The sequence below is a fragment of the Kitasatospora sp. NPDC023176 genome (genome assembly GCF_055560495.1).
This window is the reverse complement of record NZ_JBVHIP010000018.1, coordinates 110,119-124,619: the sequence shown is the minus strand read 5'-3', so window position 1 is coordinate 124,619 and position 14,501 is coordinate 110,119. Positions and strand designations below refer to the sequence as shown.

At 71.1% G+C, this 14,501-nt stretch carries 12 protein-coding genes and 1 pseudogene; 4 read left to right on the top strand and 9 right to left on the bottom strand.

Annotated features, from left to right (window positions below; all coding sequences use genetic code 11):
* Positions 1-87: 87 nt before the first annotated feature.
* Positions 88-522 (bottom strand): DUF2690 domain-containing protein, encoded by a 435-nt coding sequence (locus ACZ3YL_RS24020; protein ID WP_188308064.1) that lies wholly within the window; start codon positions 520-522, stop codon positions 88-90.
* 143 nt (positions 523-665) lie between these two features.
* On the opposite strand from ACZ3YL_RS24020, the pseudogene ACZ3YL_RS24015 reads away from it, so the two are divergent.
* A pseudogene (locus ACZ3YL_RS24015) lies at positions 666-832 on the top strand (IS5/IS1182 family transposase); the annotation flags it as partial.
* Between the two features lie 139 nt (positions 833-971).
* Here the strand turns inward: ACZ3YL_RS24015 and ACZ3YL_RS24010 are convergent.
* From ACZ3YL_RS24010 to ACZ3YL_RS23990, 5 genes are all read right to left on the bottom strand, one after another.
* The gene (locus ACZ3YL_RS24010; RefSeq protein WP_188308130.1) at positions 972-1,208 is read right to left on the bottom strand and encodes a hypothetical protein; all 237 of its coding nucleotides are present in this window, start codon (positions 1,206-1,208) and stop codon (positions 972-974) included.
* Between the two features lie 170 nt (positions 1,209-1,378).
* A complete protein-coding gene (locus ACZ3YL_RS24005; protein WP_465659725.1) occupies positions 1,379-2,125 on the bottom strand; it encodes an SDR family NAD(P)-dependent oxidoreductase in 747 nt (248 codons plus the stop codon).
* Positions 2,126-2,218: 93 nt separating this feature from the next.
* A complete protein-coding gene (locus tag ACZ3YL_RS24000) occupies positions 2,219-2,650 on the bottom strand; it encodes an Rrf2 family transcriptional regulator (RefSeq protein WP_188308062.1) in 432 nt (143 codons plus the stop codon).
* 733 nt (positions 2,651-3,383) lie between these two features.
* Complete coding sequence (locus ACZ3YL_RS23995; protein WP_465659723.1) at positions 3,384-4,028, bottom strand: NADPH-dependent F420 reductase; 645 nt, start codon at positions 4,026-4,028, stop codon at positions 3,384-3,386.
* Positions 4,029-4,076: 48 nt separating this feature from the next.
* Positions 4,077-4,889: an inositol monophosphatase family protein gene (locus ACZ3YL_RS23990; protein WP_465659721.1), complete on the bottom strand. Its 813-nt coding sequence runs from the start codon at positions 4,887-4,889 to the stop codon at positions 4,077-4,079.
* Between the two features lie 119 nt (positions 4,890-5,008).
* Here ACZ3YL_RS23990 and ACZ3YL_RS23985 point away from each other — a divergent pair, with 119 nt between their 5' ends.
* The gene (locus ACZ3YL_RS23985) at positions 5,009-5,953 is read left to right on the top strand and encodes a LysR family transcriptional regulator (RefSeq protein WP_465659719.1); all 945 of its coding nucleotides are present in this window, start codon (positions 5,009-5,011) and stop codon (positions 5,951-5,953) included.
* Between the two features lie 591 nt (positions 5,954-6,544).
* Complete coding sequence (locus ACZ3YL_RS23980) at positions 6,545-7,450, top strand: alpha/beta fold hydrolase (protein WP_465659717.1); 906 nt, start codon at positions 6,545-6,547, stop codon at positions 7,448-7,450.
* Between the two features lie 117 nt (positions 7,451-7,567).
* Here ACZ3YL_RS23980 and ACZ3YL_RS23975 read toward each other — a convergent pair whose 3' ends face one another.
* From ACZ3YL_RS23975 to ACZ3YL_RS23965, 3 genes are all read right to left on the bottom strand, one after another.
* Complete coding sequence (locus tag ACZ3YL_RS23975; RefSeq protein ID WP_465659715.1) at positions 7,568-8,278, bottom strand: hypothetical protein; 711 nt, start codon at positions 8,276-8,278, stop codon at positions 7,568-7,570.
* 214 nt (positions 8,279-8,492) lie between these two features.
* Positions 8,493-10,826, bottom strand: coding sequence for a hypothetical protein (locus tag ACZ3YL_RS23970; RefSeq protein ID WP_465659713.1), 2,334 nt, complete (start codon positions 10,824-10,826; stop codon positions 8,493-8,495).
* Between the two features lie 522 nt (positions 10,827-11,348).
* The gene (locus ACZ3YL_RS23965) at positions 11,349-11,933 is read right to left on the bottom strand and encodes an SMI1/KNR4 family protein (protein WP_465659711.1); all 585 of its coding nucleotides are present in this window, start codon (positions 11,931-11,933) and stop codon (positions 11,349-11,351) included.
* Between the two features lie 633 nt (positions 11,934-12,566).
* On the opposite strand from ACZ3YL_RS23965, the gene ACZ3YL_RS23960 reads away from it, so the two are divergent.
* Positions 12,567-14,303, top strand: a complete 1,737-nt coding sequence (locus ACZ3YL_RS23960; protein ID WP_465659709.1) for an LPXTG cell wall anchor domain-containing protein — start codon at positions 12,567-12,569, stop codon at positions 14,301-14,303.
* The last annotated feature ends 198 nt before the right edge of the window (positions 14,304-14,501 follow it).

Genomic DNA, 14,501 nt, shown 5'->3' with positions numbered 1-14,501 from the left:
TCTGCAGACCGAAAACCAACCACGTGTTGCAGTACCCCCTGGAAGCCGCCGCCGGTCTCCCGGGGCGTCGGCGCGGGCGGGGCGGGGTCAGAACCAGTCCGTGCAGGAGACGCCGCCGTAGCTGTCCACGACGTCGCAGGCCCGGGACTTGATGTCAGCGTCGTTCACCATGAGCGTGTAGTACGACCCGGAGGCGTCGGCCGGAACGTGCAGGGCATTGAAGTCGGAGGAGGAGTTCCAGATCGAGATGGTGTCGCCCACCCCGTTCATGCCGGACGTACGGCGGGCCCAGGTGGCCCGGCAGGAGGGGCTGTAGCGCAGTTCGACGCCGAACGACGAGGTCTGGATCGTCCGGGCGTCGTTGGCGCAGGTCGTGGTGGCGGGGTTGAGTCCGCTGCAGCTGTTGGCGTAGCAGCTCGTCGCGGCGAACGCGGGTGAGGCGCCGGCGCCCAGCAGCAGGCCGGTCACGGCTATGGCCATGGCGGCACCAGTGCTCGCGATACGGCGGGTCGTCAGGCGCATGGAGGGGCTCCTTCGGGGAAACGTCGTGCGGGATCCGCGACGCAGAGTGTCGCGCCCGGGGCCCGCCCGTGTCACCAGCCGGTGCGTCCCCGCCCGTCCCGGGACGCCCGCCTGCATCCCGGGGACGCCGCCGGGACGTGGGGGGCCGTCCCCGCACCAGGCCGGACGCCGTCCTGGCCGACAAGGCCTGCTCGTCCCGCGCCGTCCGCGACCACCTGCGCAGGCGCGGCATCCGCACGGTGATTCCCGTCCGTGCAGACCACGAGCCCACCGGTTACGCCGAGGGAGCCACGGAGGCAGACCGCCGGGCCAGGAGGCCCTTCATCGGGCAGGTCCTGAACTTCGGTCGCTCCGGTCGCTCCGGTCGCTCCGGTCGCTGTCCCGACCCGGAGACACGAGTGCGGCCCGTCGACGCACCGCCGGGCACGTGCGCGGCTCACGTCCGTGGCCTACGCCAGAGCTGGTCGCGTGGGCAGCGCGAGTACGGCGTGCCGGGTGCCCGGCTCGGTCAGGTAGACGGTCCACGAGGGTGTCGCCTCGGCGTGGGCCGGCGCGCCGGGGTGTTCGAAGACGAGGACGGTGAACAGCCCTGACGGCGTGTCGAGAACGCCTCCGTGGGACAGCCGCTTCCCGGGCTCGTCGAGAAGGGTCTCGGGAGGACGGATGACGGTGGGCTGCTCGCTCATCCTGCGACCGTAGGGGACGGGCCGGTGCGGCGGCCCGGGATTGTGGGGTGACACTGCGGGCCCGGCGGTGGTGACGGGCGAAACGCCGGCTCATGACCCTCAGTGGGGCGCCGAGCAGGCATCAGCGAATCGCCCTCGGCGTGGAATTGCGCCGAGGGCGATCCGTGTGGCTAGAGCTGGGTGGCGCCGCCGTCGACGAACAGTTCCGCGCCGGTGGTGAAGGAGCTCTGGCCTCCGGCCAGGTAGAGGGCGGTGGCGGCGACTTCGTCGGGGTGGCCGGGGCGGCCGAGTGGGGTCGGTGCGGCGGGCTCGGCGGCCTGGCCGTCCTGTGGGAGGGCGGCCCGCAGTTCGTCGGCGCCGGGGGTTGTGACGGGGCCGGGGGTGAGGGCGTTGACCCGGATGCCGCGGCCGGCGAGTTCGGCGGCCCAGGTGCGGGCGAGGCTGCGGATCGCGGCCTTGGTGGCGGCGTAGATGCCCAGGCCCGGGACACCGCGCAGGGCCGCGCTGGAGGAGAGCAGGATCACCGAGGCGCCGGCCGACAGCAGCGGAAGCGCCTTCTGGACGGTGAAGACCGTGCCCTTGAAGTTGATGGAGGTGGTGAGCTCGTACTCCTCCTCGGTGATCGCCCCGAGCGGGCCGAAGGCGCCGACACCGGCGTTGGCCACGACGATGTCGAGACGCCCGCTGCGCTCGGTGATCTCGGCGAAGAGCCGGTCGAGGTCGTCGAGTTGCGATACGTCGCTGCGGATGCCGATGGCGCGGCCGCCGATCTGTCCGACGGCGTCGGCCAGTTCGGCCTCTCGGCGGCCGGTGAGGTAGACGGTGGCCCCCTCGGCGGCGAACCGGCGGGCGATGGCCAGGCCGATGCCGGTGGAGGCCCCGGTCACGAGGGCGGTCTTGTCGTCCAGCTGTCCCATGGCATTCTCCGATGCTTGATGTAACTGTTCTGGTTACATTCAGGGGCGCGAAAAGCGCCCTGCTGCCGCGGTCCGGCAGGGCCCGCGGCGAAACTAGGTGGCTTTCAGTACGTCGCGCAGTACGTCCTCCAGCGTGGTTCTCGCCAGCTCCGCGCGGAGAGCGGTCTCGACCCCGTCGTAGACGACGCCCAGCACTGGTGCGATGCCGTGGCCCACGACGCACCCGGGGTCGGGCGTGGCGGGATGCAGGGCGAAGATCGGACCCGGCTCCACCGCCTCGTAGACGTCGAGCAGGGTGATCGCCGACAGGTCCCGCGAGAGCGTCCAGCCGGCGCCGGCGCCTCTTCGCGAGTCGGCCAGGCCGGCCTTGCGCAGTTGGGCCAGCAGGCGCCGGATCACCACGGGGTTGGTGTTGACGCTCGTCGCGATCTGTTCGGAGGTCGCGACCTCGTGGCCGCGGCGCTGATACAGCCCGATCCAGGTCAGGGCGTGCGCGGCGACGGTCAGCCTGCTGTTGGCACCCATGCCGTCCACCACCTCCCATCGCGTTGTAACAATAACAGTTATGACTGCCGTCGGCGAGCGCCCTGGCCGTACGTCAGGCTCCGCTCGCGGCGGCACGGCCGTACGCCGAGCCCCGCTGCACTCTTCGTCCCGGGCCCGGCGTGGGGTGACACGGCGGGCCTGGCGATGGTGACAGGCGAGACGCCGGCTCATGACCATGGTCATGAGCCACAGGATCACTGCCTGGGAGCCGTCGGTGCGGATCTCGTGGTCGCGGGTGAGGCGGCGTGAGCGCATGAGCCGGCCGAACGTCCGCTCCGCCACCCAGCGGCGTGGGATGACGGGGAACCCGGGCAGCTCGTCGGTCCGCTTGACGATCTCCACGACCAGGGCGAGCCGGGCTTCCGCCCGGGTGACGAGGCCGCCGGTGCAGCCGGCCCAGGGCCAGGCCGGCCAGGCGGGTCGTCTCCGCCTCCGCGCGCCGGTCGCGCCCGGCCGCCTGCCGGTCAGACGCCGCAACGGTGGTGGCCGGTGCCGAGGCCGGCAGATGCGGGGCGGCCTCGGGCACGATCATCGGCGGCTTGGCTCCGTACACGGGATTCGGGGTCGTGTGTCGACGACCTCGGGAGTCGCCTCGCGTCCAGTGGGCGTGATCAATGTCGATGAGTTCGGGCGTCACCTGCACCTCGGCGGACGTCGTCCGTGCCAGCGCCCCGCTGCCTCGCAGGAACCCGCTGCTGGATTCGGCCTGGGGTCAGCGGGCGAGGGAGACGGCGAAGGGCTTGAAGCCGTGCCAGCGCAGGATGTGGGGAACCACGAGGATCATGGCCTCGGCGGAGCGGGCTGTGGTGATGCCGCCGAGGTCCTCGATCCATGCGGGCTGCCAGCCCAGGTCGCGGAGCAGGCCGGTGACGGTCTTCTTCGCGTTCTGGTCCTCACCCGAGAGATAGGCGGTCGGTGGGGTGGCCAGGGTTTCCGGAGCGGTCATGACCATGAACAGCATGGTGTTGAGGGTCTTGACCACGCGGGTGTCGGGGAGGGCGGCCTGGAGTTGCTCGGCGAGGCTGCTGCCGGGGTAGCAGAGGTCGCCGGGCAGGCCGTCATCGGCGTCGCGGGTGGCGTTGGAGACGTCGACGAGGAGTTTTCCGGCGAGTTCGGTGCGCAGGCCGGTCAGTCGGCCCAGGGAGGTGTCGCCGGGCGTCGCGTTGATCACGATGTCCGCGGTGCGGGCGGTGGTGCGCTGGTCGGCGAAGGCGGTCTGCGGGGCGATGCCGTCGGCAAGGGCTGCGGTCTCCTCCGGGTTCCGGACACCGAGGGTGACACGGTGTCCGGCTGCGGAGAGCTTGGCGGCGAGGTTGGCGCCGACGCGGCCGGCGCCCAGGATGCCGATGCTGGTCATGAGGTGATGCTCCTTGCGGTGTGTGGTGGGTGGAGCGGGGGTGTCCGGTCAGGCGATCGGCGCCAGGACCTTGAGAGCGGCGGTGTGGATGCCGGGGGCGGCGGCCAGGAAGTCGCGGCTGCCCGTGTTCCAGGGCTCGCCCGCCAGGTCGGTGACGGTGCCTCCGGCCTCGGAGACCAGCAGCGCACCGGCGACCAGACCGGAGCGAACGTCGGAGAACTGCCAGAAGGCGTCCGTGCGTCCGGCCGCGACGTGGATGAGCTGCATCGTGGCGGGAACGGACACGCGCACGACCAGGCCGTTGATGAGCATGGCGGTGACCGAGTCACCGATCCGCCGGAAGGTACGCTCGTCCTCGCCGGGCCTGGCCTGGCCGGTGCCGACGAGCGCGGCGCGCAGGTCGGTCTTGGCGGACACCTTCAGGGGCCGGTCGTTGAGGCGGGCACCGCCGCTGGCCACAGCGGTGTAGGTGTCGCCGGTCAATGGCAGGTGGACGACGGTGAGCACCGGCCGGTTGTCGCGGACCAGGGTGGCGGTCACGGCCCAGTCGTCCAGGCCGTGAACGTGGTTGATGTTGCCCTCGGCGGGGTCGACGACCCACCACTCCCCCGGCGCAAGCGCACCGCCGGCCAGTTCGTCCTCGGCCCACTGCGATCCCCGCCGGGCCCGCAGCAGCGGCTCCCGCAGCACGTTCAGCACCGCGTCGTCGTTGGCGTGGATCTCGGCGACGACCTCGTCCAGACTCACGCCCCGGGCGTGCGGGGTGTGGCGGCCGAGCAGGGTGCGGCCCGCGGTCTTCACCGCGGCGGTCACCTCGGCCAGGAGCGGCGTGTCGGCGGCGAAAGGCATGGCTGTGCTCATGGCGGGCTCCCTGGATTCGATGGGTGCGGGCGGCTTGCTCGACTCCCGCCTGCACTTCGAAGGTATGTGCCCCGCTCATTAACAACAAGTGCATGCTATTCAGTTGTAGAGTTACTGCCGTGCAATTGGATCTGAACCTGCTCACGGCCCTGGACGCGCTGCTGGAAGAGGGCAGCGTCGCCGGCGCCGCAGCACGCCTCCACGTCACCGCGCCGGCGATGAGCCGCTCCCTGGGCCGTATCCGCAAGGCCACCGGTGACCAGATCCTGGTCCGCACCGGCCGCAGCATGGTTCCCACCACCCGCGCGCTGGCCATGCGCGGCCAGGTCCACGCCCTCGTACAGCAGGCCCACCACCTTCTGTCCTCGCAGCAAGAACTCGACCTGGCAGCTCTGGACCGGGTGTTCACCATGCGCTGGCACGACGCCCTGACCGCCGCCTGCGGCACCGCCCTGATCACCGCCGTCCACCACCAGGCCCCCGGCGTCCGGCTGCGCCTGTGGGCCGAGCCCGGGACGGACGACGCCGAGCTGCGCCGAGGTGAGGTTGACCTCGAATCGAGTTCCAGCGCTCCGACGCTCCCGGACATCCGCCACCGCCTCGTCGGCAGCGATCGGCTGGTCGTCGCTGTCCGACCAGGCCACCCCCTCGCTCAAGGCCCGCTGAGCATCGAGCGCTACGCGGCCGCCGAACACCTCACCGTCTCGCGACGCGGAAGCCTGCGCGACCCGATCGACGACGCCCTGACCACCCGCGGCCTGGAACGACGCGTCGTCGCCGCCGGGCCCACCGCCGCCTTCGCGCTGCAACTCGCCCGCGACACCGACCTGGTCGTCACCCTCCCCGACGCGGTCACCCGCGCAGCCCGGGACCAACTCGGCCTCGCCACACTGCCGCCGCCACTCCCGCTGCCCGAGGTCCCGCTGTACCTGCTGTGGCACCAGCGCTACGACGGCGACCGCGCCCACACCTGGCTGCGAGATCTGGCCACCGAAACCGTCCAAGCACTCTTTGAACTGCCGACCGTCCCTCAACAGCCCGTCACCAACCGGACCGGGCAGTGACAGATACGCCGGGGGCAGGCCCGCGGCAGCCGACTCCCCCGTTCTCGTGAACATCACTGAGAGCGTCCGCCGGTAGGCGTGGTGGGCGGTAGCAGCGGAGGGGGAAACGGAAGCGCTCCGGCAAACTCACCAGAGCCATCAAGCCCCCGGTGGGTTTCCTTGATGGGCCATCGAGGAAACCCACCGGGGGCTTGATAGCCATTCCAGCAGGTCAGAGAGGTGCCGAGCGGGCCGACGAGGCCATGAACCATCCTCCATGCCAGCAGGACGTCCTCTCAAGGGGGATCATGTCGGCCCCTCGCCCGTCGACCGCGCCCGCCCCGGCTCCAAAGGGGCCGAGGTTGAGTACGCGTACTCATGCGGTACCGGGTGGTCGACCCGTTGCGCCTTGCGGTCTCTGCCATGTCCTCATCCTGCGGCACAAGCGACACGGCTTCGGAGAACAGGGCCGAGACGACAGCGAGCGGTAGAAGCCCGCGCGGTCCAGCCGACACCTCCGTGAACTATTCAGTATTTTACCAGAATGGTGATGGAAAGTCATATCGACGGAGACAATGGAGAATTGCCCACTTGTTCGCTACATTGGCAGCCATGACTGCGCGCGCTGAATTGATCGTCGATTCCGGTGAATTGCGGCTGTGGACCGAACGGTTCGGAGCCTCGAACGACCCAGCAGTCCTGATGGTGATGGGTACCGCCGCACCGGGCATCGGATGGCCGGACGAGCTGGTGGATGCGCTGGTCGCCGGTGGTCGACAGGTCATCCGCTACGACCACCGGGACACCGGGCGGTCCAGTTGCGTGGACTTCACCACCCACCCCTACGCCCTGGCGGACCTGGCGGCCGACGCGACGGCGGTGCTCGACGGCCACGGGGTAGCCGCCGCGCACATCGTGGGAGCGTCCCTGGGCGGCGCGATCGGCCAGTGGCTGGCCGTGCACCGCCCTGAACGCGTACTGACGCTGACCGCGGTGATGACCGGCCCGATGGGCCACAGTGCGGGCCCGGCTTGGGCGCGCGCCCTGGCCGGCCAGGCAGCCGACCCCAGCGACCTGCCGCCACCCACGGCACGCTTCCTGACTCACCTCGCACACCGCGCCGCCCTCCCGCAGCGGACTCGCGACGAGTACGTCACGGCGAACCTGGAGACGTGGCGTGTGCTCAACGGCGACGTCCTTCCGTTCGACGAGCCAGCCGCTCGCCACTTCGTGCACGCCTCCTTCGACCGGACCAGTGACCACACTGCGGCCCTCAACCATGACCTGGCCGGACGTCACATGACCGAGGACCGCCTGGCCCCGCTGTCCTCGATCAAGGCCCCGACACTGGTCATTCACGGAACCGAGGACCCCCTGCGCCCGCTCCCGCACGGCCGCGCCCTCGCCGAGGAAGTCCCTCACTCCCGATTCCAGCCGATTCCGGGAATGGGGCACTCATTGTTCTCGCCTGGACTTCCTCGGCAGATCGGAGAAATCATTCGCGAGCACATCGCATAGAGAATTGGAACGTCGAGCGGAACGTCCGTCGACAAAGCCATCGGGGTCCGCCGGCCACTGAGCCGCTGCTTCCCTGGACCTCGCCCAGGATGTCGCCGGAGGGGGCGGTCGGAGGCGTCACCCTCTGGCTTCGGCCGCAACCCAGTTCTGCCAGACGTGGATGGTGTGAGGCACCTCGGGGCGATCGAGGAGCCAGAGAACATAGCCGGCATGCCGCCGCGCCCATGGGTTGTCAGACCGGGCGGCGGTTTCCAGCCTGCCGCGCAGATCCTCACTGTCGACGGCTCGGGCAACGCGCAGGTACTCGCGGTCCTTGCAGCGGTAGGCCCTCTGGACGACGATCTCGACGAGGTCGGTGAGCTTCGTCCTGACCGTCTCGCCGTGGTCAGCGACCGCCACGTCCCGTAGGAGGCTCTGTTTCGTGCCCCACTTCTTGGCATGCCGGGTCCACTCCTGCGGATACCTCGCCTCCCACTCCAGGAAGAGGAGCGCGTAGGGCAGACCCTGCCATGTCCTGATGTCCCCGGACGGGCGGTTCCACAACGCGTCGGGCAGCGAATGCCTCCCGGCTTCGACGTACCTCTCATGTGCCTCCAGGAGAGCCGGATCCTGCCACTGCTCCTGTCCTCCGAGCGGCAGCGTCAAGCGCCACACCTCATTGAACCGACCGAGAGCATCCCGCACGTTCCCCTGGACCCCGGCAAGACGGACCAGCGCCGCAGCCCGTTCGGCGGGATCGTCGGCTATCAGCCCGAACGCCCAGCCCAGCCGGGCGTCCCACATATGAGCTTCATCAACGACCGCACCCGCATCCGCTTCCTTCGTCACGCAGGAGATCATCCAGCAGCCACTGCACCGAGGTGCATCGACTCTCGCCTTCATCCAGAGCACCGATCGCTCGGGCAGTGCGGGAGCAGTTCAGGGATCCCGAAGTTGCGTCAGTAGGCAGTCGATCCCCCTGCGGCCCGCCGCAGCGCTCGGGTTCGCACGCCCCAAGCAGGCCCGGGCCGGTGAGCGGGCAAAAGCCCGGCACCCACGCGGGTCAGGAGCAGTCGTGGGTGTCGGCGGGGTCGTTGTTGATCACGATCGAGCAGTGGTCACCGCCGCCGCTACCGGCTTCGATGTACCCGTCATTGGTGCCGACGTTGATCGTGTTGTCACTGCCGGTGCCGCCGTTGATGCTGGAGTGGTCGCCGAGCGCGGTGCCGTTCTGGTCGACGGTGACGCTGTTCCGGTCGCCGGAGAAGGCAATGGTGCCGCCGGAGTTGCCGACGCCGGCGGGGCCGACGAGCAGATCACGGTTGGCCTTCTGGGCCGTGGTGGCGCTGCGGGAGGCGTCGGCGAGTGCTGCGAGGAGGGACCCGCCGTTGCCGCCGGTGCTCACTTCCTCCCAGTGGCCGGTAAGCGGGCCGTAGATCATGCCTCCTTGGTTGCCGTTGCCACCGTGCCCCCAGTAGTTCTGGTCGAGCGTGTCGCTGTCGCCGCCGTCTCCGCCCCGGACGCCGACTCTGGCCGAGCCGTTGATGCTGCCGTCGTTGCCGTTGCCGCCATGGCCGGCAGGCCCGCCGCCGAAGAGGCTGCCGCCGCGGCCGCCGGCGCCGCCGGTTCCGCCGGTGGCGGTGGCCCGGGCACCGGTGATCGTGCCGGTGCTGCTGTTGCCGTCGCCGCCGGTGCCGCCCGTGCCGCCGCCGAAGGCGCTGTCGCCACCCGCGCCGCCGTTGCCGCCGGTGGCGGTTGCGGTGGGGGCGTTGATGGTGCCGGTGTTGCCGATGCCGCCGTTGCCGCCGGTGGTCGTGCCGCTGGTGCTGCCCGTGCCGCCGTTGCCGCCGGTGGCCCTCGCGGTCGTGGCGGTCAGCGTGCCCGTGTTACCGGTGCCGCCCGTACCGCCGGTGGTGTCGGTGGCGGTTCCGCCGGTGGCCGTGGCGGTGGCGGCGTTGATGGTGCCGGTGTTGCCGGTCCCGCCGGTGCTGCCGGCCCCGCCCTGGGCGGTGACCGTGGTGGTGGCGGCGGTGAGGGTGCCGGTGTTGCCGGCTCCGCCCGCCGCACCGTCCCCGCCGTTCCCGCCGGCGGCGGCGAAGGTGGTGGCAGTGGCGGTGATGGTGTCGCCGCTGCCGGCGCCTCCGGCCACACCGGCGCCGCCGTTCCCGCCGGTGGCGGCGACCGGGCCGGCCGCGTCGATCGCACCCTTCTGGATGCCGACGCCGCCGGCCCCGCCGCTTCCGGCGCTCCCGTTCTTGCCGAACGCGTAGCTGAAACCGCCGCTCCCACCGCTCCCGCCCGCCCCGCCGGTGGCGGTGATGGCGCCGGCCTTCGCGGTCAGGCCGACGTCCTGACTCCCGGTCCCCCCGGTCCCGCTGGAGCCGCCGTTCCCGCCGGCACCGCCGGTCCCGTTCATGGTGTTGGCGGAGCCGTCCCCGCCGCTGCCGCCGCTCCCCCCGTTCCCGGCGTCGCTGGCGTTGCCGGCGGTGGCCGTGATGGTGGCGCCGGTGACGGTGCCGGTGTTCCCGCCGGCTCCGCCGTTTCCGCTGGCGCCGCCCGCACCGCCGCTGCCGCCGTCGCCGCCCCGGTTGGAGCTGGAGAACCCGCCGTTGCCGCCGGCACCGCCGTTGCCTCCCGCACCGCCGCTGCCGCCGGTGAGGGTGACGGCGGAGGTGGGGGCGTTGATCACGCAGTTGTAGGAGCCGTGCCCGCCGTTGCCGCCTGCTTGGCCGGCTCCGCCGTCTCCTCCGTTCCCGCCGTTGGCGGTCCCGTAGGCGTTGCTGCCCGCCGCGCCGTCGCTGCCCGCGGCACCGGTCCCGCCGTTCCCGCCGGTGACGGCCAGGGTGCTGCCGGCGCCGGTGTTCATGGTGATGCCGGTGGCGGCACAGCCGTTCCCGCCGGTGCTCCGGGACCCGGATCCCGCGCCCGCGGTGACGGCGACGTGGGCGGCCTCGCCGGTGGAGGTGGGCTTCTGGGTCGTGCCGTCCGTGGGGCCGTTGACAGTGATGCCGCCGAGGTTGCCGGCACCGCCGGGAACGTCGGCCGCTCCGGTCCCGCCCGTGACGTTGATGCTCACCATGCCGGTGCCGGTATAGCTCACCGAGCCGTTCACACCGATGCCGGCACCGCCCTGTGTGCTGTTGGTGATGTTGACCTGGGTGGGGGTGGCGCCGTCACCGACCGCCAGCGCCGCGTTCAGACCCTGCGTGCACGTCCACACCGTGCCGGTGGGGGTGCTGCCGTCGGGCAGCGGCGTGGGGAAGACGGTGTTGGTGGCAGACGTGCAGCCGACCGGGGCGGCCATCGCAGGCGCCCCCGCCGAGATGGTCATTCCGGCACTGAGCACGGCGGCAGTGGCCAACGCCACCATCCGGGCAGGGGGACGGGACACGGACATCGACACTCCTGGACGGCACTCGGGAATGGAAGGCCCGGAAGTCATATCCACCGCACACCGCCAGATCGCCCCTGCCGGCGACAATCCGCCGGTTCAGATCACTGATCCCGCTTCCCCGCTGCTCCGTTCGGCACCACGCCCGCACTCGGCAGCCGCAGCCCGTGAACCCCGCCCCACCACCACACCTCCTCTTCCCAACGGAGCCGCCTGCCCCGACCGCCCTCGCATCCCACCGGCCCGCCCCGTACTGCCGGGACCGCACCGGGGTGGGGACGGGCCAGGGGTTCGACGCCCCCTCGTAGCCGGCCGGAGCCGACGGGTTGTCCGGGGTGTCTGCGGTGGGTTCGGTGCCAGTCCAGCCCTGGTCGGCGTCGACGGCGGCGAGGGGGCGACGGAGGTCACCAGTGCCCCCCGCCCTTGCAGTGGACCTCAGCCGCTCACCACACATCGGGCAGGACCGCCCCGATCACCAGCCACCCGGCCGGAGTACGGCCCATCGGGGGACGCGGCTGGCACCTGAAGTCATGGGCCGAACTCGCCCGCAGCGGCGTCCGCCTTCCACCGGCGCTGCTGCTCCAGCCAGTGCACGAAACCGGGCCGAGAGCCACGCAAGTCGATGCTGATCGGATAGGGCTCGAACTCGTCGAGTAGCAACCGCCGGAGAAACTCGACCATGCCGCACGGGAAGAGGGTGAAGTCATCACGTGTGTGGCGACCGCAGACAAGCACGGGCCAACGGTCGGGGTCGGGGTCGGTGGTCAACCAGCACAAGATGTCCGCACCCGAAGTGACCCCCCACGCGAGGATGTGCTCCGGGTCGATGTCGAGACCTTCCTGACCGCCCACCATCTCCCAGGTGTAGCGGGCGTTCTCGGTCTCCTCCTCCAACGTCCCAGGGTCCCACCGGATGTACTCCTTGGGCAGGGGCATCAGGACAACGACCTCGTTGAACGTGCCCGCACCGTACACAGACATGAAGGCCATGTAGTCCTGCGGAAAACGCGTGCCCCAGCGCGCCTCGGCCTCTGGCCAGTCGATCTCCTCATCGGCGCCGAGATCCGCCGGCATGACCTCCACCAGCGCCGCGATACCCCTCGGATCTTCCACTGCAGTCCCCTCTCCAGCTCGCGGCGAGCCTACGCGGTTGCGCCGACAGGCAGCATCGATCCAACGTCAAGGCCGACGACGACATCCGGGCCGCGCTCGTGTCCAGCCCGTGGCCATCGCAACCGCGCGCGCCGTCCCCGGGCGCCGACGGATGTGGTACACGCCCTCCCGGTAGCAGCCCTGCAACACCTCCGGGGCTACGGCCGTGCTCCGATCGCAGCGGAGCCGGCCCCAGCCGACAGGCCGACCACGTTCGGGGATGCCCGCACGGCGTCCCCGAACCCCGCCGGCCAGAAAGGCCGTCACGTCACGGCTGGTCCGCCTCGGCCTGCGCCGTACGGTCACCCCGGCTCGCTCCGGACGACGGGGAGCGGGAGCCGGCCGGAGTGACGGGGACGGGGCTCAGCGACCGGGTAACGGCCGGATGACGGGATTTCCAAGGGCGGCAAAAATCTTCACCGGGAAAGAATGTGCTTTTCGGACATTCCTTATCCGATCAACCACATCTGAGAAGGCGTCACGCCGACGGGAATTGCGGACCGCTCCACCGGTCGAGTAGATGTTCCCGTCGGCATGCCCGTCCTGGCAGATCCGTCCCGGCATGCCCGTCACGACCCCAGGGGGACCTTCCACATGCGCAACTCGCGCAGACGCGCGCTCTACGCGCCCTTCACCATCGCCGCCGTCGTCCTCGGGGCGACCGCCGTCCCGGCGCACGCGGACGACCTGAAGCTCACCTTCGCCGGAGTCTCGAACTCCACCGTCCAGATCCCGACCAAGCCTGCGCAGCCAGATCGGGGCAGCCAGAACCTGCACATAGAGATCGGCCGGATCGGCTCGGGCACCGCGCACGACGCGAAGGTCGTGTTCGACACCACCGACCTGGCCGGCGTTGCGGACCTGACCGTTCCCGGTTGCGCGACCGCGGGCAAGACCATCACGTGCGACGAGCACGAGCTGAACTTCGACCGGATCAACCTCGTGCACAACCCGTGGCTCAGTGCCGTACAGGGGGCGACCCCGGGCAGCCACGGAGTGCTGCACCTGAAGCTGACGGCGTCCAACGCGCAGAGCGCGAGCCGGGACATCCGGGTCGACGTCGGCGGACCCGACTTCAAGGCCAAGCCGCTCGCCGACCAGAACGACGTCAAGCCCGGCACCGTGCTGACGCCGTCGGTGGAGTTCGCCAACGTCGGTGACCTGCCGGCCGGCAAGGTCGTGGTGGCCCTCGACGCCATCTCCGGCATCGACTTCAAGCAGCGCCCGTCGAACTGCGAGTTCGCGTCCGAGCCGGACGGCAGCTGGGGCGACAAGACCTGGCCCGGTGACTCCGTCGCGATCTGCACCGTGGACACCACGGTCGCGCCCGGTCAGGTGGTCGCCCTGGACCCGCTGCAGCTCGGCATCACCGACAGCGCCTGGTACACCTTCGCGGACATCACGGTGTTCCCGGCCGAGGACGCCCAGTTCTCCGAGATCCCGGACTGGCGCAAGCGGCTGACCTTCCAGCGCGGCACCGGCCCGGCCCTGACCGTGAAGCCGGCCACCGACCCCGGCCTGCTGAGCGCTCCCCGCACGAGCTACGACAACCGCGTCGAGCAGAACGTGCTGGCCACGAACACCGCCGATTTCTCTGCGCTGGGCTCCTGGAAGCCCAACGGCGACAAGCAGGGCACGCTGTCGGTCGGCTTCCGCAACAGCGGCCCGGCCTCGATCTTCTACCGCAGCGGCGACGCGGTCGTGACCGTCCAGGCCGCGATCCCCGCCGGCGTCACCGTGACCAAGGTCCCGGACGGCTGCCGACCCAAGACCTGGGAGAACGGCAAGCAGGTCGCCCACCCGGACAAGTACCTGTGCGAGTCACCGATCTGGGTGGCGAGCGGGCTGGAGAAGGTGTTCCCGTTCGGGCTGTCGGTCGATGTCGGCACCACGCCGCCGACCGTCCAGGTGACGCTCCAGAACCAGGAGAGCCTGTACGGCACCGGCGCCACGATCGCCAAGCTGTCCTTCGAACCGGACCCGTCGCACGAGTCGGTCTCGGTCCAGCTGGGCGCCCAGGCGAGCGGCTCGATCCCTGGCCCCGTCCCGACCTCGGAGCCCTCGCAGGGCCCGACGCCGAGCAGCCGCCCGACCTCCGCCCCGCCGATCTCGCGGCCGACCGCCACGCCCTCGACGCCGGGCCAGGCCCCGAGCACGACGGCCTCGGCCGTGAGCACCTCCTCCCCCAGCGCCCGCGCGCTGAGCGGCGACCTCGCCCACACCGGTAGCGACGGCACGCTCCTGATCGCGGGCACCGGCGCGGCGGCCATCGCCGTCGGCGGCGCGCTGTTCGTGGTCGCACGCCGCCGCAAGGCCGCGACCCACCGCTGAGACCCGACGAGGGCGGGGACCAGTACCGGTCCCCGCCCTCGTGCGCGTTCGGCGCCGCCCGGAGCAGCTTCACCGGCGGCCCGAAGGGTCACCGCACGTGCCCTCCCAGCAGCGCGCTGCGCCGGGCGGGACCGCACGGGAAATGATCCGGACCCGCCCTCCGACGCCTCCGTGCCCTCGTCCCCTGAACGGCCTCGG

What these genes read in the sequence shown, in the direction of transcription:
- ACZ3YL_RS24020 (WP_188308064.1), bottom strand. Translation starts at nt 522, where the DNA reads ATGCGCCTGACGACCCGCCGTATCGCGAGCACTGGTGCCGCCATGGCC.
- ACZ3YL_RS24010 (WP_188308130.1), bottom strand. Translation starts at nt 1,208, where the DNA reads ATGAGCGAGCAGCCCACCGTCATCCGTCCTCCCGAGACCCTTCTCGAC.
- ACZ3YL_RS24005 (WP_465659725.1), bottom strand. Translation starts at nt 2,125, where the DNA reads ATGGGACAGCTGGACGACAAGACCGCCCTCGTGACCGGGGCCTCCACC.
- ACZ3YL_RS24000 (WP_188308062.1), bottom strand. Translation starts at nt 2,650, where the DNA reads ATGGGTGCCAACAGCAGGCTGACCGTCGCCGCGCACGCCCTGACCTGG.
- ACZ3YL_RS23995 (WP_465659723.1), bottom strand. Translation starts at nt 4,028, where the DNA reads ATGACCAGCATCGGCATCCTGGGCGCCGGCCGCGTCGGCGCCAACCTC.
- ACZ3YL_RS23990 (WP_465659721.1), bottom strand. Translation starts at nt 4,889, where the DNA reads ATGAGCACAGCCATGCCTTTCGCCGCCGACACGCCGCTCCTGGCCGAG.
- ACZ3YL_RS23980 (WP_465659717.1), top strand. Translation starts at nt 6,545, where the DNA reads ATGACTGCGCGCGCTGAATTGATCGTCGATTCCGGTGAATTGCGGCTG.
- ACZ3YL_RS23970 (WP_465659713.1), bottom strand. Translation starts at nt 10,826, where the DNA reads ATGTCCGTGTCCCGTCCCCCTGCCCGGATGGTGGCGTTGGCCACTGCC.
- ACZ3YL_RS23960 (WP_465659709.1), top strand. Translation starts at nt 12,567, where the DNA reads ATGCGCAACTCGCGCAGACGCGCGCTCTACGCGCCCTTCACCATCGCC.